Below are 25480 nucleotides of genomic sequence, written 5' to 3'. Positions count from 1 at the left end.
CAGCCCCCGTGTCCGCGCCGGCCCTCGCGTCGGCTCCCACCCCGCCGGTGACGGATCCGGGGCCGGCTCCCGCCCACCCACCGGCCCCGGCCCACGCACCGGCCCCGGTCCCCGTCACGGCTCCCACCGCGGCGGGCGCGTGGGGCACCGCGCCGACCCCGGCCCCCGAAGCCGGCACGGGCACGGGCATGGGGACGGGGACGAGGCCACCGGCGGACAGGGATGCGGAGAGGAACGTCCAGGCGCCGCCCACGGACCCCGCCGCGTGGCGGGCGGAGGCGCAACGCGCGCTCCAGGAGGCCGAGCGCCGTGGCCCGGTGAGCGGCGGCGGAGGCTGGTTCTACCGCACCTGAAGGCCGCACCCGAAGGTCGCACCCGAAGGCCGTCGTCGTGCCGCGTCCCGCCGTGGCGGATGTCAGCGGAAGTCGGGCGCGAGGAGTGCCCGAATCCCCGGGATGTTCCGCGTGAGGTACACCCGCAGGGACGCCGGCACCACCTCGACCGAGGTCACGCCCTCGGGCGTGAACGGCAGCCGGACGATCTCGTACGTGCCGCGCGGCGCCTCCACCTCGGGCCCGTGCCGCAGCGCCGGGTCCATGGAGGCGAGCCGGCAGGCGAAGAAGTGCTGCACCTTCAGGCCCGGCGGGGTCTCCTCGCCCGGCTCGGGCGTGTGCGGCACGGTGTCGACGAAGGCGGGCACCACGTTCGTGACCCTGGCGCCGAGCTCCTCGTAGACCTCGCGGTGGAGGGCGGCGAGGACGCTGCTGTCGGCTGGTTCGACGCCGCCCCCCGGGGTGATCCAGTACGGGTCCTGACCCGGCTTCGTGCGCTTGATGACGATGAGTTCGGCCTCGCCGGCCCGGTCGTCGGGAAGGTCGAGGAGGATGGCGCGGGCGGTGCGTTTGACCACGGACGGTTTGACCACGGTTTGTGCGGGGCTCGGGGTCATGGAGGTCATGTGGCCCGTGGGCCCCGCGGTGAAACCATGACTCCCGTCACGCCCGCGCGGCCGCGTCGAGGGCGCGGTGGAGGTCGGCGACGAGGTCCGCCGCGTCCTCCACGCCCACCGACAGGCGGACGAAGCCCTCGGGCACCGGGTCGCCGCCCCAGCGCGCGCGGCGCTCGGCCGTGGAGCGCACGCCCCCGAAGCTGGTCGCGTCGTCGACGAGGGTGAGCGCGGCGAGGAACCGCTCGGCGTGGGCGCGGTCGGGCAGGGTGAAGGAGACGACGCAGCCGAAGTGCCGCATCTGCGCGGCGGCGACGGCGTGGGCCGGGTCCTCGGGCAGGCCGGGGTGGCGCAGACCCGTCACCTCGGGCCGCTCGCGCAGCGCGCGGGCCACGGCCAGGGCGTTGTGTCCCTGCCGCTCGGTCCGCAGCTGGAGCGTGGCCAGGCCCCGGTGGGCGAGCCACGCCTCCACGGGGCCGAGGATCGCGCCGACCTCGGTGCGCCAGGCCCGCAGCGCGGCGGCCAGGTCGGGGTCGCGGGTGACGACGTAGCCGAGGAGCACGTCGCCGTGGCCGGACAGGGCCTTGGTGCCGGAGGCGACGGCGAGGTCGGCGCCGAGCTCCAGGGGGCGCTGGCCGAGCGGGGTGGCGAGGGTGTTGTCGACGGCGACGAGCGCGCCACGGTCGTGGGCGGCGCGGGCGAGGCGCCGGATGTCGCAGACGTCGAGCCCGGGGTTGGACGGGGTCTCCAGCCACAGCAGCCGCGCCGCGTTCCCGGCCCCGGCCCCGGCCGCAGCCGTGCCCGCGCCCGCGTCGCCCGTGCCGCCGCGCTCGCCGTCCCCCTCGCCGTCCCGCCCGTCGAGGGCCGCGAGCTGGGCGTCGCCGGCGGTCGGCGCCGTGCGGGTGGGAATGCCGAACGCGGCGAGCCGCTCGCGCAGGCGCGGCAGCAGCTGGTACCCGTCGGACGGCAGCACGGCGGTGTCGCCGGGCCGCAGCACGGTGAACAGCACGGCGTTGGTGGCGGCCATGCCGGAGGGGAAGACGACGGCCTCCGCCGGCGCGTCGGGCGACTCCAACTCGGCGACGGCGCGTTCCAGCGCGGTCCAGGTGGGGTTGGCCTGGCGGCCGTAGCCGTACGGGGTGGCCGCGACCTCGCCCGGCAGGTGGTAGTGGGCGGCGAGGACGGGGCCCGGCAGCGAGGGCTCGCCGGCGGTGGGCTCGGGCAGCCCGGCGCGCACCGCGCGCGTTCCGTCGCCGGTCACGGGGCGCCGCCTCCCACCAGGGCCGCGCGGGCGACCTCACCGGACTCGGGCCCGTAGTGGCCGCCGAAGAGCGCGGCGTGGATCAGGACGTGGTGGAGCAGGTGGAGCGGGGCGCGGTCGGCGCGGCCCGGCAGGGGGCGGACCTCCTCGTAGGCGGCGATCAGCCGGTCGAAGTGGGGGCACTTCGACACCTCCAGGAAGGCGAGGTCGGCCTCGGGGTGCCCGCCCTGGGCGGCGGGGTCGATGAGGTGGGGGCGCTCGGTCCAGATGATGTTGCCCGCCCACAGGTCGCCGTGGATGTGCGCGGGCGGCTGTGGCGGCCCCGCGACCTCGGCGATGCGGTCGCACAGCAGCTCGACGTCGGCGGTGTCGCCGGGGGAGATGCCGCCGTTGTCCACCGCCAGGCGCAGCAGCGGGAGCAGGCGGTGCTCGGCGTGGAACGCGGGCCAGTCGGCGGGCTCGGTGGGCGCCGGGGTGGGGGTGGTCAGCGGCACGGGCCCGAGGTAGAGGGGGCCGGCCGTGCCGTAGTGGGGGGCGGGGGTGGCGTGGAGGGCGGCCAGGTCGCGGCCGAGGCGCTCGGCCTTCTCGGGGGTGGGGGAGCCGCCCTCTATCCATTCGAGCGCCAGCAGCCCCGGGTCGGCGGCGAGGACGCGCGGCACGGGGACGGTGCCGGTGGCGTGCAGCCGTCGCAGGCCCTCGGCCTCGGCGACGAAGAAGTCGTCCTGGGAGTCGGCGCGGGTCTTGGCGAAGAGGGTGTGGCCGTCGTCGAGGGTGACGCGGTAGGCGTCGCAGATCTCGCCGCCCGTGACCACCTCGGCGTCGGTGGGGGTCGCCCCCGTGCCGTCGACCAACGCGGCGACGCGCCGCAGTACCTCGTCCCGGTTCACCGGTCGTCCCTCTCTCCCGTGCCGTGCTCTGTCGTGCCGTGTTCTGTCGTGCCGTGCCCGCGCGCACCGCGCTCCCGCGCGCCGCGAGCCGTCGTGCTGTCGGTGGTGGTGGTCGTTGCGGTCGTGGCGGTGCTGGTCGTGGTCGTGGTGGTCGTGCCGCCGGCTCCCCTGCCGCCGGCTCCCGTGCCGTCGGCGGTGGTCGTCCGGACGAGCTCCTGCTCGACCGCGTCGATCAGCCCGGGAACGGCCGCCTCGACCAGCTTCAGGCAGGCGGCGAAGCCCGCGTCGGCACCGTAGTAGGGGTCGGGCACGTCGAGCTCCCCCGCTGTCGTGGCCGCCGGGTCGTAGGAGCGCAGCAGCCGCACCCGCGCCGCGGCGGCCGGGGTGGGTGCCAGGCGCCGCAGGGTGCGTTCGTGCCCGCGGTCGAGGGCGACGACGAGGTCGTAGCGCTCGAACCAGCCGTTCCTGAACTGCCGCGCCACGTGCGTCAGCTCGTACCCGGCGGCGGCCAGCGCCGCCTCCGCCCGCGGATCGGCGCCCTCGCCCGCGTGCCAGCTGCCGGTCCCGGCGCTGGACGCCTCGACGCGCGCGTCGAGGCCACGGGCGGCCAGCTGCGCGCGGCAGACGGCCTCGGCCATCGGGGAACGGCAGATGTTGCCGGTGCAGACGAAACAGATGCGGTACATGACCGCCATGATCCGTCATGATCCGCCATACGTCCCCCACGTTGTGGCGGGATCGGGGCCCCGTTGCTCCGGGTTGGTCCGCTTCCGCTGTCAGTCCCGGTCGAGGACCATGGTCACGGCCCAGGAGACGATCGAGATGATCAGGCCGCCGAGCAACGCGGCGCCGAAGCCGTCGACCTCGAACGAGTCCCCGGCGATCGCGGCCGTCAGCATCAGCATCAGGGCGTTGATCACGAGTGCGAACAGCCCGAGGCTGAGGATGAGGAGGGGCAGCGCGAAGAGCTTCACGATCGGCTTGACGATGAGGTTCACCAGACCGAAGATCAGCGCGACGACCAGCAGCGTGACCACCCGGTCGGAGTCGCTCGTGGTGGAGTCGCCGAGGGTGATGTCGCCCACGATCCAGACCGCCGCGGCCAGGGCCACCGCGTTGGCGAAGAACTTGATAAGGATGCTCGTCATGCGAGAGATCGTTCCAGACAAACCCCACGGTCGGGCAGGGGGTGTGAGCCGATGAGGGCGTTCCGGCTGGACCAGCTGGAGCTGGAGCGTGCCGCGAACGACGGCGCCTACCTGCGTTTCCTCCGCGAACGCTCGATGTCGGTCGGCCTCTACGCGCTGGCGGCGGGGCAGCAGGACCCGCAGCGCCCGCAGCTCCAGGACGTGGTCTTCTTCGTGGTCAGCGGGCGGGCCTCGCTCACCGTCGGGCACGAGACGACGGTCGTGGCGCGCGGCAGCGTCGTCTTCGTCCCGGGCGGTGTGCCGCGTCGTTTCCACCACATCACGGAGGATCTGCGCGTGATGGTCGTCTTCTCCCCACCCGAGGGGTAACGGGGGACATCGGCCCGCTTTCGTCCGGGTCCGTCTCAGGGAACGGTCAGGGAAGGACCGGGGTCGGCAGGGCTGCCACGGACCGTGCCGCCCGCATAGCATCGAGGTGTGAGACGACGTGTGAGCGGAGCGAGGAGCCCCAGGCCATGAAGGACACGTTGATGGCGCTGCCGTGGTGGGTGCGATGGATCGCCATCCCCGCGATCGCGCTGGTCGTCTTCGGCTCGCTGCTGGTGAGCCTGATCAGCATGCTCGTGGGCTTCCTCTTCAAGGTGCTGCTCTTCGTCGCCATCGTGGCCGTGTTGATCTTCGTGGTGCGGAAGTTCACCTCTTCCTCCTCCGGCGGCGGTTGGTAGCGCGCCCGCCCGTCACCGGGCGTGTCCCGTCGGTGGCCGGCCGTGCCCCGTCCGGGACGGAAGGGCGCCCGCTCTCGCCGGGCCCGGGTCCCGAGCGGTCGGCGCTGACCAGCAGCGCCGCGAGCAGCGTCGTCACCGGCACCGAGGCCACCAGCCCGATCGAGCCGACCAGGGTCCGCACGATCTCCTCCGCCACCAGCTCGCTGAACGCCACCGTGCCCACGCTGCTCTGCGCGATCGTGAACAGCAACAGGAGCGGCAGCGCGGCGCCCGCGTAGGCCAGGACGAGGGTGTTGACCACCGACGCGATGTGGTCCCGGCCGATCCGCATGCCCGAGCGGTACAGCGTCAGCCAACTCGCCCCCGGCTGCGCCTGCTTCAGCTCCCACACCGCCGAGGTCTGCGTGACGGTCACGTCGTCCAGCACGCCGAGCGAGCCGATGAGGATGCCCGCCAGCAGCAGGCCGCGGATCTCCAGGTCGGGGTAGAGGCTGTGGACGAGACTGACCTGGTCGTCCGTGATGCCCGTCAGCCGCGCCCAGTCGATGAACCACGAGCCCAGCACCCCGATCAGCAGCAGCGACACCAGCGTGCCGAGGACCGCGACCGACGTGCGGGCGTTCACGCCGTGCGTGAGGTAGAGCGTCGCGAGCATGATCGCGCTGCCGCCGACCACCGCCACCAGCAGCGGGTTCGAGCCGCTCAGGATCGCCGGCAGGATGAAGACGGTCAGCACCGTGAAGCTCACCACGAGGCCCACGAGCGCCAGCAGCCCGCGCAGCCGCCCCACCGCGACGACGGCGAGCGCGAAGACCGCGGCCAGCAGCAGCATCGGCGCCTGCCGGTCCACGTCCCTGATGCTGTACTGCAACTCCCGGGGCGCGTCGGGCGCGTACGCGACGACCAGGCCCTGGCCGACCTCGTAGCGCTGGGCCGCGTCGGGCGGCACCACCTCGGTGAAGGCGCGGCCGGCGTGCGGGCCGGTGGTGACCTCGAACGTGGCCCGCTCGCACTCCCCCGTCACGCCGCGCGGCACCTGCACGCCCACGTCCGCGCAGTCGACGACGCGGACCTCGGTGATCTCGGCCTGCTCGGTCTGCTGGTCGAAGCCGACGCCCGTGCGCTCCTGGTGTTCGGGGGTGCCGCCGGGCCACAGCAGCACCATGCCGGCGGCCACGACGGCGGCGAACGGGATCAGCACGGCGGCGATGACACGGCGCAGGTGGGCCGAGACGGGGGCGGGCGGGCCGCCGTGGCCGTGCGCGTGGGCGTGCGCGTGCCCGTGGGCGTCGGCCTGCCCGTGCGGGCGGGCGGGGGCGGGCGGCCGGGGTGGCGGCTGCGGCCACGGGTTCCGTGGCCGGCTCGGGTCGTGACCGCTGCCGGGACCGGGCCCGGACCCTGGTCGTGGACCCGGTCCTGGCGCCGGTCCGTGGCCGGGACCGTGCTGGGGCCCGTGGCCTCGGTGGTGGCCGGGGGAGTTGTCGTCGGGAGGCGTCGTCACCTTCCGATCATCGCGTAGTCGCCCAGGGCCCTCTGGCCGGCGCGGCCGACGTGCCGTTAGCGTGGGTGGGCGACTGTCACACCGCGGGAGCTCCGGGCACGGGGCTGAGAGGGCGCTACCGCCGCGCCGACCGCCGAACCTGACCGGGTAATGCCGGCGTAGGAAGAAGGTCCGATGACCGACACCACCCCCTCCATGCCCACGAACTCCGCGCCCACCAACTCCACGTCCACGACCAGGCCGATCGGCGCGCACAAGGACCACCTCACCGGCTCCCGCCCGGACATCCGGGTCCCGGTGCGGCGCGTGCACCTGACGAACGGCCGGGACGTGACGCTCTACGACACCTCAGGCCCCTACACCGACCCCACCGTCACCACGGACGTCCGCCGCGGCCTGCCACCCCTGCGGGCGGCCTGGCTCGCGGAGCGCGCGGCACGCGGCGAGCGCCCGCCCGTCACGCAACGGGCGTACGCCCGACGCGGCGAGATCACCCCCGAGATGGAGTTCGTGGCGATCCGCGAGAACCGCACGCCGGAGTTCGTCCGCGACGAACTCGCCGCCGGCCGCGCGGTGATGCCGCTCAACGTCAACCACCCCGAGGTCGAGCCGATGATCATCGGCCGGAACTTCCTGGTGAAGGTCAACGCCAACATCGGGAACTCCGCCGTCACCTCCTCCATCGAGGAGGAGGTCGACAAGATGGTGTGGGCCACGCGCTGGGGCGCCGACACCGTCATGGACCTGTCCACCGGCAGGGACATCCACGAGACCCGCGAGTGGGTGCTGCGCAACTCCCCCGTCCCCGTCGGGACCGTGCCGATCTACCAGGCGCTGGAGAAGGTCGGCGGGAAGGCGGAGGAGCTGAGCTGGGAGGTCTACCGCGACACCGTGATCGAACAGGCCGAGCAGGGCGTGGACTACATGACGGTCCACGCCGGCGTGCTGCTGCGCTACGTGCCGTTGACCGCGCGCCGTCGGACCGGCATCGTCTCGCGCGGCGGCTCGATCATGGCGGCCTGGTGCCTCGCGCACCACCGGGAGAGCTTCCTCTACACGCACTTCGCGGAGCTGTGCGAGATCTTCGCCGCCTACGACGTCACCTTCTCCCTCGGCGACGGGCTGCGCCCGGGGTCGATCGCCGACGCCAACGACGAGGCGCAGTTCGCGGAGCTGCGCACGCTGGGCGAGCTGACGGGGATCGCGCGCGAGCACGACGTGCAGGTGATGATCGAGGGCCCCGGCCACGTGCCGATGAACAAGATCAGGGAGAACGTCGAGCTGGAGCGGGAGCTGTGCGACGACGCCCCGTTCTACACCCTCGGCCCGCTGACCACGGACGTCGCGCCCGGCTACGACCACATCACCTCGGGCATCGGCGCGGCCATGATCGCCTGGTGGGGCACGGCGATGCTGTGCTACGTCACGCCCAAGGAGCACCTCGGGCTGCCGGACCGGGACGACGTGAAGGCGGGCGTGATCACGTACCGGATCGCGGCGCACGCGGCCGACGTGGCGAAGGGCCACCCCGGCGCCCAGGACTGGGACGACGCGCTGTCCGACGCCCGCTTCGCCTTCCGCTGGGAGGACCAGTTCAACCTCTCGCTCGACCCGGACACCGCCCGCGCCTTCCACGACGAGACGCTGCCGGCCGAGCCGGCGAAGACGGCGCACTTCTGCTCGATGTGCGGGCCGAAGTTCTGCTCGATGAGGATCAGCAAGGCCGTGATCGAGAAGTACGGCCCGGGATCCGAGGCCTCGGACTCCCTCACGGACGACGAGATCGAGGCCGGGATGCTGGCCAAGAGCAGGGAGTTCGCGGAGGCGGGGAACCGCGTGTACCTGCCGTTGGCGGAGTGAGGAGCGAGGCGTGAGACGGGACCCCGGTCCTGAAGAGAACGCCTGAGTGGAAATGCCCCCACAGCGGTTGTGGGGGCGTTTCTGCGCGCTGGAACACGGGTGTGACGCAGGTCATCGGTGTGGGTGTCACACCGGGGGCGTCGCGTCACTCCTCAGCGGCGTGAACGAGAACCCGACACCCTCCACCCCGCCCGCGAAGCCCATGGCCGTCGTCCGTACCCCCGACGAGCGCTTCGGCGGGCTCCCCGACTTTCCCTTCGCCCCGCACTACGTCACCGTCGCGGCCGGCGACGGGGCCGGTACCCGTCTCCGCGTCCACCACCTCGACGAGCGGCCCGCCGACGGCGCGGCGGCCGAGTCCGGCGCGGAGTCCGGCGCGGAGACGATCGTGCTGCTGCACGGCAACCCGTCCTGGAGCTACCTGTGGCGGCACGTCATCCCGCCGCTCGTGGCCGCCGGGCACCGTTGCGTCGCGCCCGACCTCGTCGGCTTCGGGCGCTCCGACAAGCCCGTCGCGCGCCTCGCCCACAGCTACCAGAGCCACACCGACTGGCTGCGGGAGGCGCTCCTCGACCGCCTGGACCTCACCGACGTGACGCTGGTCTGTCACGACTGGGGCGGCGCGCTCGGACTGCGGCTGCTCGCGGAGCACCCGGACCGGTTCCGGCGCGTCGTCGCGGTCAACACCGGCCTCGACACCGGCGAGAAGGACCTCGGCCCCGGGTGGCAGCACCTGGCGCGGTGGTTCCAGTTCAGCCAGCGGGCCTATCCGGAGACGTTCCGCCCGAGCGGCGTCGTGGCGGCGGGCTCGGCGTCGGCCGGTGTCCTGGACCCGGCGGTGCTGGCGGCGTACGACGCGCCGTTCCCCGACGAGGAGTACCTGGCGGGAGTCCGGCAGTTCCCGCTGATCATCCCGATCTCGCCGGACGACCCGGCGAGCGAGGCGCTGCGCGGCGCGTGGCGTGTGCTGGAGACCCTGACCCTGCCGTTCCTGTGCGTGTTCGGCGCCGAGGACAGCGTCAGCGGCGGTGACCACACGGCGCTCAGCGCCCGCGTCCCGGGCGCCCACGGGCAGCCGCACGCCGTCCTCGAGGGCGCCGGGCACTTCCTCCAGGAGGATTGGGGCGGGGAGCTGGCCGCGTTGGTCGCGGACTTCGTCCGGTCGACGCCCGCCGGGGTCGGCACGGCGTGACGGACGGGGCCGGGGGGCCGGCAGGGCTGTCAGGGCCGGTGTCACGCGGGAGGGGGTGCGCCCCGGCAGTCGCCCAGGAGGGGGAAGAGGCGGGCGACCACGGCGACGGGCGCCGCGCCCGGGGTTTCGGCGTTCGGCCGCCCGTCCCGATCGCGATAGGGGGCCAGCAGGCGGCGGACGGCGGCGGCGAGCTCGGCCGTCTCGTCCGGGGTCAGGTGCAGCACGGTGCTGAAGGACGGATCGTGCCGCCACTCCTCGGGCGCCTGGTCCCGGCGTGCCAGCCAGCGTTCGTAGCTCTCGTCCTCCAGGCCGCGGGCGAGCCCGGTGAACTCCTCCGTGGCCTGCCGCCCGGCCGTCGCCTGCTCGCTCTCCTGTCCGCCCTCGTCGGGCGACTCCCACCGCAGCCGCCACGGCCGTGCCCGGCCGCCGTCGTGTGGCGCCTCCTCGATCAGGCCGTGCCGGGCGAGTTGGCGGAGGTGGAAGGAGCACAGGCCGGAGCTGTGTCCGAGGCGTGCAGCGGCCGTGGTGGCCGTGACGGTGCCGACCTCGGCGAGCAGGTCGAGCAGGGCGACGCGCACGGGATGGTCGGGGAGCAGGCGCCGGGCCCGGCCCGTCCCCGCGCGGGGCCGTGCGCCGGCTGGAGCGTCGGAGGCCGGTCGGGGGATGTCGTCGCGCACTTTGCAAAGTCTACACTGCTTTGCAAAGTGCTGACGGAATGGTGGAAGGCGGCTGTTCCATGGATGTTCGGTTCGGCGGGACCACGGAGGATCGCCGTGTGCGCGTGCAGGGCGAGCCGGTCGCGTCGTATCCGCCGCTCCCGCCCGAGGTGGGCCGGGGCACGGTGCGTCGCGTCACCGTCGTGGGCGAGGAGGTCCTCGCCCGTCCGTGCCGGGAGGTGACGCGCTTCGGCACGCCGGAGCTGTCGCGGCTGATCGACGACATGTTCGCCACCAACCACGTGGCCGAGGGCGCGGCGATCGCGGCCAACCAGGTCGGCGTGGACCTGCGGCTGTTCGTGTGGGACATGACGGACGACTGGGGCGTCCGGCACGTCGGACACGTCGTCAACCCCGTGCTGGAGGACACGCCGGCCGACCAGCGTCGGCTGGTCGAGGAGCTTGAGGGGTGCCTGTCCGTCCCGGGCGCCTACCGCCCGGTGGCCCGCCTCGACCGCGCCGTCGTGCGCGGCCGGGACAAGGACGGCAGGCCGTTGGTGGTCGAGGGCAGGGGATACTTCGCGCGCTGTCTCCAGCACGAGACGGACCATCTCCACGGCCAGCTGTACCTGGAGCGGCTCTCGCAGCGCGAACGGCGGGCGGCGATGCGGCAGATGGCCGAGTCGATGGACGAGGTGTTCGCGCGGCGCGCCGCGCTCGCCAGGAAGCTCGCCGGCGAGAGCGCCGGGTGAGCCGGTGGGTGAATCGGCGGGGGACGGGGCCGGCGAGCGGGGCCGGCGAACGGCCCGGAGCGCTCCGGGCCGTTCGTGCCTCGGGCCGTTCGCGGCTCGGGCCGGCGAGCGCGCGCCTCAGACGGCGTTGACGGGGTGCTGCCGCTCGGCGTTCAGGAGCCGTTCGGCCTCGGCGAAGGCGCGGTCCCAGGGGTAGGGGACGAGGTGTCCCTGTCCGTGTGGCTGGGGCACGAAGCCGTCCTCGCCGCCGTACAGGACGCTGACCTCCATCGAGCGGAGCGCCTCCACGCTGCGCTCGAACTGGACGTGCCGCGCGTGGGCGGTGTTCACGCACGGCAGCGCGACGGTCGGCGTGCCCCGGGCGACGCTCTGCGCGAGGAAGCTCGTGACGAACGTGTCGGCGAGCCCGAGAGCCCACTGGTTGATCGTGTTGAACGTGCCGGGCGCGAGGATCGCCACGTCCGCCTCCGGCCACGGGTTCGGGACGCCCGGCAGGATGTGGTCGCTGCGCACCGGGCGACCGGTCAGCGCCTCCAACTCCGACAGCTGGTCACCCAGCCACCGCGCGGCCATGGGCGTCAGGCCCAGGCAGACGTCCCAGCCGTCCGCCCTCGCCCGCGTGACGACGTCGGCGATCTTCAGGACGGGCGGCGCGGCGGAGCCCAGCAGGTAGAGCACGCGGCTCTCGTTCGTGGTCATGCCCCCAGTCCAGCGGCCGGGGATCCCGGGGCGCAAGCACACGCTGTGGCGAGGGAATCGCGGAGCGTGCCGCCCGCCCGTGACCGTTCTCGTCAGGCGGGGCAGCAGTACGGAGGCGCCGCGCCTGCCGTGTCCCCGGCGCGCTCCCCCGCGCGCTCCCCCTCGCGGTACGCGCTCGGGCTGACGCCGTGGACGCGCTTGAACGCGGCGCTGAAGCCGAACGCGTCCGCGTAGCCGACCTGGTGGGCCACGGCGGCGACGGTGGCGGTGGAGCCGGTCAGGAGGTCGGCGGCCAGGGCCATCCGCCAGCCGGTGAGGTACGTCAGCGGCGGCTCGCCGACCAGCCGCGTGAAGCGGCCGGCGAACGTCGAGCGCGACACGCCCGCCTCGCGGGCCAGCGCGGCCAGGGTCCACGGCCGCTCGGGCGCGGCGTGCAGGGCGCGCAACGCCGGGCCGATCGTCGCGTCGCCCACCGCGCGGAACCAGCCGGGGGAGGCCCCGGGCGACGTCTCAGGCGACGTCTCGGCGGAGGTCTCGGGGGAGTCGTCGAACCAGCTGCGCAGGGTGCACACGAGCAGCCAGTCGAGCAGGCGGTCGAGGACGACCTGCCGCCCCGTCTGCCGGCAGGCGGCGGCCTGCGCCCTGACGACGTCGAGCACCTCCGCGCAGCCCTCGCCGCCGGGCACGGCGAACGCGGGTGGCAGCACCCCGAGCAGGCGCCGCGCCACCGCGCCCCGCACCTGGTAGGTGCCGACCAGCAGTTCGGTGCCTTCGGCACCCGACAGCGTCACGGTCCGCGCGGTCCGGCCGTGCGCGACCACGGCGTCTCCGACGCGCAACGGCACGGGCCCGCGTCCGTCGCCGGCCGCGAACCACACCTCGCCGCGCAGCGGCGCGTACAGCGTCAGGGACTCCGGCGACGTCTCCTCGGGGAGGGACAGGACCCACGGCGCGGGCAGCTCCCTGCGCTCCATGCGCCCGCCGTCGGCACGGACGCCCCGCAGCAGCTGGTCGAACGGGTGGTCAGGACCGACGGGGTCGAGGGGGTCGAGGGGGTCGACGGGGTCGACCGGAGCGGAGAAGGGAGCCGGCTCGTCCATGTGTTCAGCGTAGGACGATCACGCAGGGACGGCGGACGACGGCCCATGTCCGCGCCGCGCCCCGCCCCGTTGACTGGCGGACATGACGACGACAACGACAACGACAACGACACACACGGGCCCGATCCTCGTCCTCGGCGGGACGGGGAAGACCGGGCGGCGCCTGGTCGGCACGCTGCGGGCGGCGGGTCGGGACGTCCGGGCGGCGTCCCGCTCGGGCGAGACACGGTTCGACTGGGACGACCGGGACACCTGGGCGGCGGCCCTCGACGGCGCCTCGGCCGTCTACCTGATGGCCCCCTGGGACCCGGCGATGGCCGAGCCCTTCGTCGAGCAGGCGACGGCGGCGGGCGTCCGCCGCCTCGTCGTGCTCTCCGCCCGTGGCATCGAGCAGGTCAAGCCGCCCTACTTCCAGGGCATGGCCGCCGCCGAGCGGGCCGTCGGCGCCCTCCGCGCCGTGGGGGGCGCAGACGTCGAGTGGACGATCCTGCGCCCGAACAACTTCCACCAGAACTTCGACGAGGACGCCTGGCACGCCCCCCTGCGGGCCGGCCGCCTGGCCCTGCCGGCGGGCCCGGTGCCCGAGCCGTTCGTCGACGCCCAGGACATCGCCGACGTCGCCGCCGCCGTGCTGACCTCGGCGGAGGGCGAGCACCACGGGCGGGTGTACGAGCTGTCGGGGCCACGGGCGATCACCTTCGCCGAGGCCGTCGCGACGATCGCCGAGGCGGCCGGGCGGCCGATGCGCTACGAGGAGGTCACGCCCGAGGAGTACCGCGCGGAGCTGCTGGCGGAGGGCCTGCCGGCCGAGGTCGCCGACGAGTTCGACGAGCTCTACGCCCTGATGCGCGCGGGCCACTTCGCCGAGCCGGGCGACGGCGTGCGGCGGGTCCTGGGCCGTGACCCGATCGACTTCGGGACCTACGCGGCGCGGGCCGCCGCCTCCGGCGCCTGGTCGTAGGGAGGCCCCGCCGGCGGTCAGGGTTCGGCGCGGGCGCGGGTCTCCTCGTCGAGCCAGGCGAGGTAGCCGGCGCTGCCGTGGGTGATGTCGGCGGCGATGACCTCGGGGGTGTCGTAGCTGTGGGCTCCGAGGAGGTGCGCCTCGAGGGCCTCGTACCGGTCGGCGGTGGTCTTGTACAGCACGCGCCACTCCTGGTCGGCGGTGACCTCGCCGTCCCACCGGTAGACGCTGGTGACGGGCCCGTCGATCTGCGCGCAGGCGGCCAGCCGGGCCTCGACGGCGGAACGGGCGAGCCGCTCCGCCTCCTCCCGGCTGTCCGTCGTGGTGAGGACGGTGAGGTGCCTGGCCACGTCTGCCTCCTGTGCCGTGGTGCCGTGGTGCCGTGGGTGCGCGCGCCCCGTCCCGGCTCAGCCGCCGAGGCCGCGCCCCGTCGGGACGACCACGTACTGCCGCAGGTACAGGTCGCGGAAGCTGACGGGGCCGCGGGGGCCCGGCACGCGGTCGATGTTGATTCCGGTCTCCGGCAGCCGCAGCAGCTTGAAGCCGTCCAGCAGCCGGGTGGTGGAGTTCCAGAACACGCCGGAGCCCGCGTAGGCGTTGAGGAAGCCGGCGGCGGCTTCCTCGTCCTCCGTGGCGATGCCCGCGGCCAGCCCCGACGTCTCCTCGTTGGCGATCCGCGCCGCGTCCAGCGGCCCGTCGGCGGCGTCGATCGTCACCGTGGCGGAGCGGTCCGGATCGAGTGACCACTCGTAGCCGCGCGGGTGGTCGTGGGGTGGGAGGGAGGCGGCGACGCCCAACTCGTCGAGGGCCTTCAGCACGCCGGGCAGCCGCGTCTCGTAGACGGGGCGGTCGATGAGCAGGAGGTTCAGGCGGTTGCAGACGCCGAGCCGGTCGAGGCTGTCGACGACGAGGCGGTGGACGGCCTGCTCGTCGGCGGTGCCGTCGACGTAGAGCACGCCGCCGCCGTCGGCGTGCGCGAGGGTGCGGACGCCGTGCCGCGCGGCCTCCCGGCCGAGCTCGCGGGTGCTGTCGCCGCTGCCGCGCAGGATGACCAGGGGAACGAGGTCGGGCAGCGCCACCAGCGCGTACGCCGCCGCGCGGTCCTCGCTGGGCACGAGCTGGACGGCGTCAGGGTCGAGCCCGGTGTCGCGCAGGGCCGGCGCGATGACGTGGTCCACGACGGCGCGGGAGGAGCGCAGCGCCGCCGAGCCGGTGCGCAGGACGCCGCCGTTGCGCGACTTCAGGAACTGCGAGGCGATGTCGAGGGTCACGTTCGGCCGGGCCTCGAAGTTCGCGCCGATGACGCCGACGGGGCGGCGCCGCTCCAGCAGCGTGAGGCCGTCCCCGCGTTCCTCCAGCACCCGGTCGCGCGGCTCGTGGGGCACGTCCGCGAGCGTGCGCAGCTCGGCCGCCATGGCGTCCAGGCGCGAGCCCGTCAGCCGCAGCCGGTCGAGGAGGGCGGGGGACATGCCGGCGGAGACGGCCGCCGCGATGTCCTCCTCGTTGGCGGCCAGGAGCGCCTCGCGCGCCGTCGGAAGGCGCTCCGCCATGAGGCGCAGCGCGGCGTCGATGTCGGCGTCGCTCGCGCGGTCGAGCGCGGCGCTGCCGCGGCGGGCGCGCTCGGCGCAGGACCGCACGAGCTCGAAGGTCCCGGAGGGCCCGGAGGTCCCGGAGGTCTGCTGGTGGGCGTGGTTCGCGCGGCTTTCGTCGCTGGTCACGGGCGTCCTTTCACCGTACGGGCTCGCGGGGCAACGACGGTGGGCGATCGTAGCACCCGCATGGGGGCAAACCGCCTGGCGAACCGACTGGCAGACTGACGGCATGACGGGGAGAGCACTGGCCAAGGGCGCCAACGTTCCGCTGCCGGCCGGGGTCACGACGGTGCGGGCGGAGCTCGGGTGGACGCCCGGCGCGGTCGACGCCGACGCCTCGGCGCTCCTGCTCACCGGCACGGGACGGGTGCGCGGCGACGGCGACCTCGTCTTCTACAACCAGCCGCACCACGCCTCCGGAGCCGTGCGCCACGAGGGCAAGCGCCCGGGGGCCGACACGGTGGCCGTGGACCTGACGGCGCTGGAGCCGGAGGTGGAGCGGGTGGTGCTCGCCGCCTCGGCCGACGGCGGGACCTTCGGGCAGCTCGCGGGGTTGCGGCTGCGGCTGCTCGACGGGGCGGGCGGCGCGGACGGGGCGGAGCTGGCGCGTTTCGAGATGACGGACGCGACGACGGAGACGGCCTTCGTCAGCGGCGAGCTGTACCGGCGGGGCGGGCAGTGGAGGTTCAGGGCCGTGGGGCAGGGGTACGCCTCGGGGCTGGCCGGGCTGGCCACGGACTTCGGCATCACGGTGGACGACGCGCCCGCCACGCCGCCGGGGCCGGCCCCGGCGGCTGCGGCGTCCGTCGCGCACCCGGCTTCGGTCCCGCCGCCGGCTTCGGCTCCCCGCCTGACCAAGGGCGAGGAGGCGTTGCCCATCGACATGCGCAAGCGGCTCTCGCTCCGCAAGGCGCAGGTCGCCGTCAGCCTCGCCAAGCGGGGCGCCGCCGACGTGAGGGCGCGCGTCATCCTCGTCCTCGACGCCTCGGGGTCGATGACGACCCTCTACTCCACCGGCGTCGTCGCCGACACCGTCGAACGCATGGCCGCCGTCGCCGCCGCCCTCGACGACGACGGCGGCATGCAGGCGTGGACCTTCGCCAGCAACGCCGTCCGGCTCCCCGACCTCCACCTCGGCGAGCTGCCCGACTGGGTCCGCCTCCACGTCCGCGTCGGCGAGGCGAACCTCTTCGGCAGCGCACGGTGGCTGCGGAACCGCAAGCTCCAGCCGGGACAGGCGGACATGCGCACCGTCGGCATCTTCAACGAGGAACAGAAGGTCATCGCCCAGGTCCGGGCGTACGTCCGCGCCCACCCCTCGCCCGAGCCGACCCTCGTGCTCTTCTACTCCGACGGGGGCGTGCACAAGAACGCCGAGATCGAGGCCGAGCTGCGCGCCGCCACCGCCGAGCCGATCTTCTGGCAGTTCGTCGGCCTCGGGACGGCCGACTTCGGCATCCTCGAACGCTACGACACCCTGCCCGGCCGCACGGTCGACAACGTGGGCTTCTTCTCGGTCCCGGACATCAGGAGCCTGAGCGACGAGGAGCTGTACGAGCTGGTGCTGACGGAGTTCCCCTCGTGGCTGAGGGCCGCCCGCCAGCACGGCATCCTCCGCTGACGCTCGCCGCGTTCCGGCCGGTCCGCTACGGCGCCGAGGGCGGCGAGGGCGGCGACCAGTCCGGCGAGCGCCCGCTGAGCCCGACGACCCGGTCCAGCGGCGAGGCGTCCCCCGCCACCGGTACCACGGGCCCGAAGCCGGTGCCCTCACGTTCCTCCGGGCTGGTCTGCTGCGACAGCAGCGCGGTGGACGCGCCCAGGCTCGCCTCGTCCTCGACGACGTACGGCTGACCGGTGGCGCGGGCCAGGTCCCAGCCGTGCAGCAGCACCTCGTTGAGGGCCACGGGACCGGCGACGGACGCGGGGAAGGTGATGCCGCCGGCCTGGGTGTCGCCCTCCCACGCCGCCGGGTCGCGCCAGGCCGCGACCAGCTCGTCGAGCTGCCGGCGCAGCCGCTCCCGCCAGTCCTCGGTCAACGGTGGCGGCGGGGCGCTCCCCGGGTCGGTCGCCGTCAGCGGCCCGAACTCCTTCCGCGCCGCCGCCGTGAACGCCAGGGTCAGCCCCAGCAGGTGGCCCAGCAGCTCCCGCACCGTGTAGTCCGGGCAGGGGGTGGGCCGGTCGTAGTGCCGCTCCTCCACGCCGTCGAGCAGCCCTGCCAGCTGCCGCGCGACGGGCCCCAGGTCCAGGAGCCGCCGCGCGTCGTCGTCGGGCGCGTTGGCGGCGGGGGCGTTGTCGCTGCCGTTGTCGTTGCCGTTGTCGTGGGTCGTCATACGAGGGGAGACCGGCCGGCGGCCCGAAACTCATCGCCGTCGAGCCGCCGGACGTCGCGGATTTAACCCAGCTCGATGCGGGCGTTGAAGCCGATGCCGGAGCCCGGGACGTGGCCGTGGCACTGGACCGTGGAGTTCGTGTCCTCGGTCAGGCTGGCCCGCACCCACGGGCCCTCGTAGGTGCCGACGTACTGCGGGTTGGAGGAGTTCGGGTAGCCGTCGTAGCAGTCGACGACCGCACGGTAGGTGAAGGTGCCGGCGCCCGCGGGGCAGAAGACGCCGCCGCCCCCGACGTTGCCGTAGGGCGCCTCCGGGACCAGCCGGCAGTCGCTGGGGGCCGCGCTCGCGGGCGGCGCCGTCGCCACCAGGCCCGTGCCCAGCGCGGCCACCGCCGCCATCACGGCGCCGACGGTCCTTCGCGCGTACCGAGTCCGGGTCCGAGTCCGGGTCCGCGTCGGTCTCATCTCCACGTTCCTCCACGGTTGTTGGGGCAGTGCGTGTCCGTGCTCCGTGCTCCGTGCTTCGTGTTCCGTGCTCAGCGAGAAGGAGCCTGATATCGAACGCCATCGAACACAAGACCCCGGTGACCGCCGGTCGGAGCGCGACGCCGTCAGGGCCTGAGCAGAGCGCGGGCCAGGCCCGTCTGTGCGGCGGTGAGGGCGCGCACCACGGGCAGCGCCGTCGCGAGCAGCACGACGCCGACGGCCGTGTGGAACGCGATGTCGGCGCCGCGCGAGGAGACGTCGATCATCAGGTCCAGCAGCCCGGTCTCGCCCTCGTCACGCGGCAGCGACCAGGACCAGGTGACGTACAGCAGCTCGCCGACGCCGCCGACGGTCCAGGTCAGGGCGACGCAGAACGAGACGACGCGCAACGGGAAGGACAGCAGCGCGTGGGCGAGGTCGAGCCAGGGCCGCGGGTCGTTGAGGGCGCCCAGCACGCCCGTCGGGCGTGGCGGCGTGCGGGTCGGTGGCGGCGGCTGTGGGTGGCGCGGGCCGCCGAGGACCGCGACGCGGCGGCGTTCGAGGTTCGCGAAGAAGCCGCTCAGCAGGAGGGTGCCGGTCAGGATCGGGAGCCCGATCCAGATGACGAGGGTGCCGAGGGCGAGGGCGAAGCCGGTGACGGCGCAGGTGAACGCCGCGATGCCGAGCGGCAGACCGGACAGCAGGTAGCTGAGCGCGTTGCCGAAGCCGGCGGCGGAGGCGCGGGCGGTCGTCGCGTCGTTCGCCGCCGCGTCGTTCGCCGCCGTGCCGTTGGCCGTCCTGTTCGCCGTCGCGTCGACCGCCGTGTTGCTCGTCGTCGTGTCCATGGGTTCCACGATCCGCCCCGTGCCCCGCCACGACGAGCCGCCCAGGCCACCTCCCGGGGGTGGTGCCAGCCCCCCTACGTCGGTGGCCGCGCGTCAGTGGCCGCGCTCCGCGCCGCCGTTGACCTGGAGGACCTGGGAGGTGATGTGGGACGCGGCGTGCGAGGCCAGCCAGTGGAGGGTCTCGGCGACGTCGCCCGGGGTGGCGGCCCGGCCGGTGTGCGTCTCGTCGACCAGCCGCTGGTGGCGCGCCTGCGTCATGCGGTCGCCGAAGAACTCGGTGTCGTCGACGACGCCGGGCGCGACGATGTTGACCGTGACGCCGCGCGGGCCGAGCGCGCGGGCGAGGTCGTGGACGTAGGGGTGGAGCGCGGCCTTGCTCGCCGCGTAGGCGCCGGAGCCCGAGCCGCGGTAGGCGGCGATGGAGGAGAGGAACAGCACCCGGCCGCCCGGCGAGGCGAGGTGGTCGCGGAGCGCCTCCGTCAGCAGGACGGCGGTGAGGGTGTTGAGGCGGAAGGTGACCGTCCAGTCGTGGGCGACGACGGTCAACGGGTCCTTCGTCTCGGGGGCCGGTTCGAGGCCGCCGCTGCCGCCGGCGTTGTTGACGAGGACGTCCACCGCGCCGAACCGTTCGGCGACGAACGCCGCCGCGCGGGCGGCCTCCTCCGGCTGGGTGAGGTCGGCGGGGCAGGCCACGGCGCCCTCGATCCCGGCGGCGGCCCGCTCCAGCACCTCGGCCCGGCGCCCGATCAGCACCACGGTGTCCCCGTCCCGCGCGAAGCAGCGGGCGGCGGCCAGCCCGATCCCCGTGCCGCCGCCGCTGATCACGACGGTGCGGGGGGCGGTTCGGGGTGTGGCGTGTGACGTCATGTCGGACAACGTAACCCCTCGCCACGGCCCCGTGCCACGTCCGCCACCGTCGTCACCGGACGCCACCGTCGTCACGTGGCGCCACGGCCGTCACCGGGCGCCACGGCCGTCACCGCCGCGTGGGCGGACGATGTGGCGCACACACCCCTCATGGGAGACGGCCCGGGTCGGGCATGGTGACGGGAACGTCCTCCGACCCCGACCCGGGTGGTGCCCGTGAGGTTCAGCTACGCCCTTCTCCCCGACTATCCCCTCGACGAGTCCCTGGCCGCGATCCGCGTCGCCGACGAACTCGGCTTCCACGCCTGCTACGCGGCCGACGAGACCTGGCACAAGGACCTGTGGCAGCTGTTCGCCGTCGCCGCCGGCCAGACCAGCCGCATACGTTTCGGCCCCAGCGTCTCCCCGGTCACGCTGCGCGAGCCGAGCCTGATCGCCCAGTCCCTCGCGACGCTCGACGAGCTGTCCGGCGGGCGGGCGGAGGGCGTGCTGTCCAGCGGGAACTTCGGGCTGCTGGCCCAGTACGGCATGGACTGGCGGCGGACCCGCCCGCTGTCGCGCGTGAAGGAGGCCCTGCACGCCGTCCGCGCGCTCCTCGACGACGGCGTCGTCACGTTCGACGGGGAGTTCTACACCTACGACGGGCTGTTCACCTTCGCCCGGCCCGTGCAGCGGCGGGTGCCGGTGATGCTGGGGGCGATGCGGGGGCCGAAGTCCTTCGAGGCGGCCGGCGCGTTGGCCGACGGCTGCCACCACGCGCTCAGCTACACCCGCGAGGCGTACGACTACGCCGTCCGCCACATCCGCGCCGGCGCCGAGCGGGCCGGGAAGGACTGGCGGACCCTGGACATCGGGGCGTGGGTGGTCTTCGCGACCGGCCCGGACTCGGCCACGGCGAAGGAGGCGGCCCGCAGCATGGTCGGGATCTACGCCTCCTCCATGCCGGCCGAGCAGCTGCGGCGCAACGGCGTCGACCCGGCGGAGCTCCAGCCGGTCATCGACGCGATCGCGGCCGGGGACCTGGCGCGCGGCATCGAGCTGACCAGTCCCGAGGTCGCGGACCGGCTGTCGGTCTCCGGCACGCCCGCCGAGTGCGTGGCGAAGATCCGCGAGGAGATCGCGCCGGCCGGCGTCAACCACATGATCTGCGCCATCACCGACCGCGGTCTGGTGAAGGCGTTCACCGGACGTGACCTGGACGGGGTCGCGGACGTGGCCACGCAGCTGCGGCTCGTCCACGACGAGATCATGCCGGCGTTCGGCTGAGCGCTCCGCGCTCCGCGCTCGCGCACCGCTGCCGTTCCCGCACCACCGGCGCGCCGCCGCCGTTCCCGCGCTCTACGTCGTGACGGCGGCGCGGAGGCCGAGCGCGACGAGGACGGCGGCGGTGACGCGGCCGAGCAGGGCCGTGAAGCGGGGGGAGCGCAGGACGTGGGCGGCGCGGGCGACGACCCCGGTCCAGGCCGCGAGCCAGCAGGCGACGAGGGCGGCCTGGGCGGTCGCGAGCGTGAGGATCTGGGGGGCGAGGCGCCGTTCGGGGTCGAGGAACTGCGGTACGAGGGTGAGGAAGACCGAGGCGGCCTTGGGGTTGAGGACGTTGGCGAGGAGCGCCTGGACGTACGTGGTGCGTGCCCGGACGTCGGGGGAGGGCGCGCGGGCGGAGAGGGACGGCTGGGACGGCCGGAGCGTCGTTCGGCGGCGGCGGCGGCGGCGGCGGTGCGCGGCGCGGTGGGAGCGCCAGGTCCACACGCCCAGCGCGACGAGGTAGGCCGCCCCGGCCAGGCGCACGACGGTGAACGCCTGGCTGGAGCGCATGACGAGCGCGGACAGGCCGACGGCGGCGAGACCGGCGTGGACGTAGAGGCCGGTGGCCGTGCCGAGGATGACCGGCACGGCCTGGCGGGGGCCGCTGTCGCCCACCCGCTGCACGAGCAGCGTCAGGCTGGCACCCGGCGTGGCGACGAGGGGGAGGATCGCGACGACGAAGGCCGCGACGGCGTGGCCGTGGGGCATCGCGCGCCGTCCGTCAGACGGCGGTGTCGGCGGTGGCGGCGGTGGCGGCTGCGGTGGCGGCGTCGAGGGGGAGAACCCGGAAGTGGGTGGTCAGCCTCAGGCCCTCGCCACCGCCGTCCCCGTCCCCGTCCCCGTCTTCGTGCCCGTCCCCGTCCGTGGCGAGGATGTGGAACGCGAGGCCCGGCGGCTGCTCGCGGTCGGCGGCCCCCTCCCCCTCCCACGCCATGCGCAGCGTCCACGTGACGGCAGGGCCTACCACCACCGGGCGCCCGGCGAACGTGGAGGCGGCGGCGGTGTGGGCGTGGCCGGTGAGGACGGCGGCGACGTTCGGGTGGGAGCGGAGCAGCGCGGCGAGGTCGTGGGGGCGGAGCAGGTTCATGGAGTCGGGCAGGGGGTGGTGCAGCGCGACGGGCGGCTGGTGGAACGCGAGCAGCGCGGGCGTGGCGGTGGGGAGGTCGCTGAGGGTGGCGTCGATCCAGGCGAGGGTGTCGTCGTCGAGAAGCCCCTCGTCCCGGCCGGGGATGGTGCTGTCGCACATGAGGATCGCGGTGTCGGCGACGTGGTGGAGGCGGTTGATCGGCTCCTCGCTCGGCGGTTCGTCGAGCAGCGCCTTGCGGAACGCGGCACGGGCGTCGTGGTTGCCGGGGCAGGTGAGGACGGGGTACGGGAGGGCGGCCAGCAGGCGGGCGGCCTCCTCGTACTCGGCCGGGTCGCCGTGGTCGGCGATGTCGCCCGTGACGAGCACGGCGTCGACGGGCTGGGGGAGCGTCCGCAGGTGGTCGACGACGCGGCGGGCGCGGGCGGAGGCGCGCGGAGTGCCGTCGAGGTGGAGGTCACTGATGTGGGCCAGCAGCGGCATACCCGGATCCTTGTCTCTCGGGGTCGAGCGCATCCTAATGGATAGGATGGTTCTTTCCATTAGTCTGACGGCGATCCGGCCCCGGCACGACACAACGCGGCACGACACAACGCGGCACCGCGTCCGCGACCGCGACGCTTCGTGCCGGCGGTCGGAGGAAGGGACGTGAGGGTGGAAGGCTTCCTGGCGCTGGAGCTGGCCGGCACGATCCGGCACGACGGCAGCGGCGGAGTCGCCGACGACCTGGCGACGACGGCGGGGCTCACGGAGTGGGTGCGCACGCAGCAGGCGGCGGGCCTGCTCGACGAGTCCCACCCGGGGGCGGCCGCGGGCTTCGTCGCGGACGAGGCGGCGCGGCGGGCGGTGGTCGAGGTGCGGCAGGCGGTGCGGGCGCTCCTCGCGCGCGCGGTGCGTCCCGGGCCGCCGAGCCCGGCCGACGCGAACCGTCTGCTCCCCACCCCGCAGGCCGTCGCCCGGCTCAACGCCGCCGCCGCCCGCGTGCCCCTCACACCCCGCCTGGAGTGGGAGGAGGAGGAAGGGGCGAACGAGAGGCCGCCGAGGGTGCGGCAGCTGCCGGGTCCTGGCGGCGGGGCCGACGCGACGGACCGCCTGACCGCCGAGCTGGCCCGTGCCGCGATGGACTTCCTGGCCGGCCCGTGGCGCGAGAAGCTGCGCGCCTGCACCGCGCCGCGCTGCGTGCGGTACTTCGTGAAGGGCCACGGCCGTCAGGAGTGGTGCAAGCCGTCGTGCGGCAACCGGGCCCGCGTCGCCCGCCACCACCAGCGCCGACGCGTCGGCTGACCGCCCCGCGCGTTCCGTCCTTCTTCCTTCTCCGCCCCCTCCCCTCCCCTCCGTCCTCTTCCCTGTCCCCCTCCCCTCCCCTCACCTCGTCACCGTTCCAGCGGCGCCTGCCAGCTCACGGTCGTCCCCTGGCCCTCGGGCCCGGCGCTGAGCTGCGCCGAGCCGCCCAGCTCCTCGGCGCGGCGGCGGAGGTTGCGCAGGCCGCTCTCGGCGGCCGGGTCGGCGCCGCCCGGCTGGGGCAGGCCGACACCGTTGTCCGTGACGGTGAGCCGCACCTGGTCGTCGGCCACCTCGACGGTGACCTCGACGCGGCTCGGGTCGGCGTGGCGCGCGGCGTTGGAGAGGGCCTCGCGTAGCGCCGCGACGAGGTTGTTCGCCACGTTCTCCGGCACCCTGACGTCGACCGGGCCGGCGAAGGAGACCGAGGGCGTGAAGCCGAGGGTCTGCCCGGCGGCGCCGGTCTCCCGCAGCACGCGGGTGCGCAGGCCCCTGGGGACCTCGTCCGGCGGCTGTTGGAGGGCGAAGATCGCGGTGCGGATCTCCTGGATGGTGGCGTCCAGTTCACGCGCGGCCGAGTCGATCCTGACGGCGACGTTGGGCGCGCGCGGGCGGCTGGCGCGCTCGGCGCCCTCCAGGATCATGCCGACGGCGAAGAGTCGCTGGATGACGAGGTCGTGCAGGTCACGCGCGATGCGGTCACGGTCCTCCAGGACGGCGAGCTGCTCGCGGTCCACCCGGGCGCGGACCAGGACGAGGGCGAGGGCGGCCTGCTGGGCGAACTGCGTGGCCAGGGCCCGTTCCGGCACGGTGAACGGGACGGCGCCGCGCGCGCGTGCCACCGCCAGGACGCCGACGGTTCGGCCGTCGCTGGCCAGCGGCAGCGCCATGCGTGGCCCGTAGCGGCTGACGAGGGCGGCGTCGATGAAGGGCTCGGCGACGGTGCCCGGGTCGTCGATGAAGACGGGCTCGCCGGCCAGGACCCGCCGCAGCGGCGAGGAGTCGGCGGGGACGACGGCGCCGAGCAGCCCGCTGGGCTCGTCGGCGCTCACGGCGACCACCTCCAGCATGTCCGGGCCCCGCGTGCCGTCGCGACCGTCGCGACCGGCGCGGTCGTCGCCCGGTTCGTCGCCCGGCGCGGCGTGGGGTTCGCCGTGGGGTTCGCCGAAGGGCTCGGCGAAGGGCTCGGCGCGGGCTCCCGCGCGGGATCCGGCGCGGGGTTCGAGGATGACGGCGACGGCGGTGTGGGCCAGCCGCCTGGCCTGCTCCGCGACGACGGCCAGGGCGTTGTCGCCCGCGCCGTCCTCGGAGAGGAGCGAGAGCGTCAGCTCCAGGCTGCCGTCCATCCAGCGGGCCTGCTGGCGGACGGCCTCGTGGAGGCGGGCGTTGCTGACGGCGATGCCGGCGCCGGTGGCGAGGATCCGCATGAGCTGCCGGTCGTCGGGGGTGAAGGGGCCGCCGTCGGTCTTGTCGGCGAGGTAGAGCGCGCCGTAGCCGGCGCTGTGGACGCGGATGGGGACGCCGGTCAGCGAGCGGGGGCGGGGCTGGCTGGGCGGGAAGCCGGCGCAGCGCGGGTCGGCGGAGATCTCGGCGAGGAGCCGCGCGTCGGTGGCGTTGACGTCCTGGCGCATGGCCCGGATCAGCTCGCGTCGGCGGTGCTCCGCCGTCTGCTCGTCCGGACCCTCGGCGTCCGCGGCGTCCGGCGCCTCGGGGACGCCGTGGGTGACGAACTCGCCGACGCCGCTCCCGTCCTCGTTGAGCACCGCGAGGGCGCCGCAGCGGGCGCCGACCAGCTCGGCGGCGGCCGTGACGACGCGGTCGAGCTGGGTGCGCAGCTCTACGTCGCCGGCGAGGTACTCCAGGGTCTGGAGCAGGCGCGGCATGCGGCGGGCCAGTTCGGGGGCGATCCCCTCCATGACAAGGATCGTAGTTTGTGACGATTGGCGGAGAAAGTCGGAAAGGGAGAACAGCGGCGCGGCGGGGGTGGACGACGCTCGGCCGGTGTTCTCGGCCGCGCTCTCAGT

26 protein-coding genes and 2 pseudogenes are annotated in these 25480 nt (G+C 74.6%); 10 read left to right on the top strand and 18 right to left on the bottom strand.

The genetic code is table 11. The features are described 5' to 3' along the window. Positions 1-353 (top strand): annotated as a pseudogene (locus tag ACTWP5_RS29310) (hypothetical protein); the annotation flags it as partial. Positions 354-415: 62 nt separating this feature from the next. Here the strand turns inward: ACTWP5_RS29310 and ACTWP5_RS29305 are convergent. From ACTWP5_RS29305 to ACTWP5_RS29285, 5 genes and pseudogenes are all read right to left on the bottom strand, one after another. Further along, a complete protein-coding gene (locus ACTWP5_RS29305) occupies positions 416-949 on the bottom strand; it encodes an NUDIX domain-containing protein (protein WP_443224180.1) in 534 nt (177 codons plus the stop codon). 46 nt (positions 950-995) lie between these two features. Further along, on the bottom strand, positions 996-2207 hold the full coding sequence (locus ACTWP5_RS29300) for a cystathionine gamma-lyase (protein WP_443224179.1): 1212 nt from the start codon (positions 2205-2207) through the stop codon (positions 996-998). Further along, positions 2204-3094 (bottom strand): fructosamine kinase family protein, encoded by an 891-nt coding sequence (locus ACTWP5_RS29295; RefSeq protein ID WP_443224178.1) that lies wholly within the window; start codon positions 3092-3094, stop codon positions 2204-2206. Before ACTWP5_RS29295 ends, ACTWP5_RS29300 begins: the two co-directional genes overlap by 4 nt. 209 nt (positions 3095-3303) lie before the next feature. Beyond that, a pseudogene (locus ACTWP5_RS29290) lies at positions 3304-3780 on the bottom strand (low molecular weight protein-tyrosine-phosphatase); the annotation flags it as partial. A gap of 90 nt (positions 3781-3870) precedes the next feature. Then, positions 3871-4242, bottom strand: coding sequence for a phage holin family protein (locus tag ACTWP5_RS29285; RefSeq protein WP_443224177.1), 372 nt, complete (start codon positions 4240-4242; stop codon positions 3871-3873). A gap of 51 nt (positions 4243-4293) precedes the next feature. On the opposite strand from ACTWP5_RS29285, the gene ACTWP5_RS29280 reads away from it, so the two are divergent. Both ACTWP5_RS29280 and ACTWP5_RS29275 read left to right on the top strand, forming a co-directional pair. Next, the gene (locus ACTWP5_RS29280) at positions 4294-4611 is read left to right on the top strand and encodes a cupin domain-containing protein (RefSeq protein ID WP_443224176.1); all 318 of its coding nucleotides are present in this window, start codon (positions 4294-4296) and stop codon (positions 4609-4611) included. Between the two features lie 146 nt (positions 4612-4757). Further along, positions 4758-4967, top strand: a complete 210-nt coding sequence (locus ACTWP5_RS29275; RefSeq protein ID WP_443224175.1) for a DUF5326 family protein — start codon at positions 4758-4760, stop codon at positions 4965-4967. Here ACTWP5_RS29275 and ACTWP5_RS29270 read toward each other — a convergent pair. Then, on the bottom strand, positions 4936-6468 hold the full coding sequence (locus ACTWP5_RS29270; RefSeq protein ID WP_443224174.1) for a YibE/F family protein: 1533 nt from the start codon (positions 6466-6468) through the stop codon (positions 4936-4938). The two genes, ACTWP5_RS29275 and ACTWP5_RS29270, sit on opposite strands and share 32 nt — an antisense overlap. Positions 6469-6663: 195 nt before the next feature. On the opposite strand from ACTWP5_RS29270, the gene thiC reads away from it, so the two are divergent. Continuing rightward, positions 6664-8328 (top strand): phosphomethylpyrimidine synthase ThiC, encoded by a 1665-nt coding sequence (gene thiC / locus ACTWP5_RS29265; protein ID WP_443224185.1) that lies wholly within the window; start codon positions 6664-6666, stop codon positions 8326-8328. A 160-nt stretch (positions 8329-8488) separates the two neighbouring features. Then, complete coding sequence (locus ACTWP5_RS29260) at positions 8489-9520, top strand: haloalkane dehalogenase (protein WP_443224173.1); 1032 nt, start codon at positions 8489-8491, stop codon at positions 9518-9520. 41 nt (positions 9521-9561) lie between these two features. Here ACTWP5_RS29260 and ACTWP5_RS29255 read toward each other — a convergent pair whose 3' ends face one another. Further along, entirely contained in the window at positions 9562-10197 is a 636-nt protein-coding gene (locus ACTWP5_RS29255; protein ID WP_443224172.1) for a helix-turn-helix domain-containing protein, read from the bottom strand. 59 nt (positions 10198-10256) lie between these two features. On the opposite strand from ACTWP5_RS29255, the gene def reads away from it, so the two are divergent. Next, positions 10257-10928 carry a peptide deformylase gene (def, locus tag ACTWP5_RS29250; protein ID WP_443224171.1) on the top strand — a complete coding sequence of 224 codons (672 nt, stop codon included), beginning with the start codon at positions 10257-10259 and terminating at the stop codon, positions 10926-10928. 117 nt (positions 10929-11045) lie between these two features. Here def and ACTWP5_RS29245 read toward each other — a convergent pair whose 3' ends face one another. Then, complete coding sequence (locus ACTWP5_RS29245; protein ID WP_443224170.1) at positions 11046-11627, bottom strand: flavoprotein; 582 nt, start codon at positions 11625-11627, stop codon at positions 11046-11048. A gap of 92 nt (positions 11628-11719) precedes the next feature. Beyond that, positions 11720-12727 (bottom strand): AraC family transcriptional regulator, encoded by a 1008-nt coding sequence (locus ACTWP5_RS29240; RefSeq protein WP_443224169.1) that lies wholly within the window; start codon positions 12725-12727, stop codon positions 11720-11722. A gap of 82 nt (positions 12728-12809) precedes the next feature. Here ACTWP5_RS29240 and ACTWP5_RS29235 point away from each other — a divergent pair, with 82 nt between their 5' ends. Further along, a complete protein-coding gene (locus tag ACTWP5_RS29235) occupies positions 12810-13688 on the top strand; it encodes an NAD(P)H-binding protein (protein ID WP_443224168.1) in 879 nt (292 codons plus the stop codon). 17 nt (positions 13689-13705) lie between these two features. Here the strand turns inward: ACTWP5_RS29235 and cutA are convergent, their stop codons facing one another. Together cutA and ACTWP5_RS29225 are read right to left on the bottom strand one after the other, a co-directional pair. Further along, positions 13706-14038 (bottom strand): divalent-cation tolerance protein CutA, encoded by a 333-nt coding sequence (gene cutA, locus ACTWP5_RS29230; RefSeq protein ID WP_443224167.1) that lies wholly within the window; start codon positions 14036-14038, stop codon positions 13706-13708. A gap of 57 nt (positions 14039-14095) precedes the next feature. After that, positions 14096-15406, bottom strand: a complete 1311-nt coding sequence (locus tag ACTWP5_RS29225) for an aldehyde dehydrogenase family protein (protein ID WP_443224166.1) — start codon at positions 15404-15406, stop codon at positions 14096-14098. Between the two features lie 103 nt (positions 15407-15509). Between ACTWP5_RS29225 and ACTWP5_RS29220 the strand changes: the two genes are divergently transcribed. Further along, positions 15510-16901 (top strand): VWA domain-containing protein, encoded by a 1392-nt coding sequence (locus tag ACTWP5_RS29220; RefSeq protein WP_443224165.1) that lies wholly within the window; start codon positions 15510-15512, stop codon positions 16899-16901. Between the two features lie 25 nt (positions 16902-16926). Here ACTWP5_RS29220 and ACTWP5_RS29215 read toward each other — a convergent pair whose 3' ends face one another. The 4 genes from ACTWP5_RS29215 to ACTWP5_RS29200 form a co-directional block, all read right to left on the bottom strand. Continuing rightward, positions 16927-17610: a TIGR03086 family metal-binding protein gene (locus ACTWP5_RS29215; RefSeq protein WP_443224164.1), complete on the bottom strand. Its 684-nt coding sequence runs from the start codon at positions 17608-17610 to the stop codon at positions 16927-16929. A 62-nt stretch (positions 17611-17672) separates the two neighbouring features. Then, positions 17673-18011, bottom strand: coding sequence for a hypothetical protein (locus ACTWP5_RS29210; protein WP_443224163.1), 339 nt, complete (start codon positions 18009-18011; stop codon positions 17673-17675). A 209-nt stretch (positions 18012-18220) separates the two neighbouring features. Continuing rightward, complete coding sequence (locus tag ACTWP5_RS29205; protein WP_443224162.1) at positions 18221-18919, bottom strand: sensor domain-containing protein; 699 nt, start codon at positions 18917-18919, stop codon at positions 18221-18223. 93 nt (positions 18920-19012) lie between these two features. Then, positions 19013-19786, bottom strand: a complete 774-nt coding sequence (locus ACTWP5_RS29200) for an SDR family NAD(P)-dependent oxidoreductase (RefSeq protein WP_443224161.1) — start codon at positions 19784-19786, stop codon at positions 19013-19015. 216 nt (positions 19787-20002) lie between these two features. Here ACTWP5_RS29200 and ACTWP5_RS29195 point away from each other — a divergent pair, with 216 nt between their 5' ends. Further along, complete coding sequence (locus tag ACTWP5_RS29195) at positions 20003-21052, top strand: LLM class flavin-dependent oxidoreductase (protein WP_443224160.1); 1050 nt, start codon at positions 20003-20005, stop codon at positions 21050-21052. Between the two features lie 72 nt (positions 21053-21124). Here ACTWP5_RS29195 and ACTWP5_RS29190 read toward each other — a convergent pair whose 3' ends face one another. Both ACTWP5_RS29190 and ACTWP5_RS29185 read right to left on the bottom strand, forming a co-directional pair. Then, positions 21125-21799, bottom strand: coding sequence for a LysE family translocator (locus ACTWP5_RS29190; protein WP_443224159.1), 675 nt, complete (start codon positions 21797-21799; stop codon positions 21125-21127). A 13-nt stretch (positions 21800-21812) separates the two neighbouring features. Next, entirely contained in the window at positions 21813-22658 is an 846-nt protein-coding gene (locus ACTWP5_RS29185) for a phosphodiesterase (protein ID WP_443224158.1), read from the bottom strand. Between the two features lie 171 nt (positions 22659-22829). Between ACTWP5_RS29185 and ACTWP5_RS29180 the strand changes: the two genes are divergently transcribed. Then, positions 22830-23459, top strand: coding sequence for a CGNR zinc finger domain-containing protein (locus tag ACTWP5_RS29180; protein WP_443224184.1), 630 nt, complete (start codon positions 22830-22832; stop codon positions 23457-23459). An 89-nt stretch (positions 23460-23548) separates the two neighbouring features. Here ACTWP5_RS29180 and ACTWP5_RS29175 read toward each other — a convergent pair whose 3' ends face one another. Next, positions 23549-25372 carry a GAF domain-containing sensor histidine kinase gene (locus ACTWP5_RS29175; RefSeq protein WP_443224157.1) on the bottom strand — a complete coding sequence of 608 codons (1824 nt, stop codon included), beginning with the start codon at positions 25370-25372 and terminating at the stop codon, positions 23549-23551. Positions 25373-25480: the final 108 nt, after the last annotated feature.

The sequence above is a fragment of the Streptomyces sp. 4N509B genome (assembly GCF_052245655.1).
Taxonomy (GTDB): Bacteria; Actinomycetota; Actinomycetes; order Streptomycetales; family Streptomycetaceae; genus Streptomyces.
This window is presented reverse-complemented; position numbering and strand designations above follow the sequence as displayed.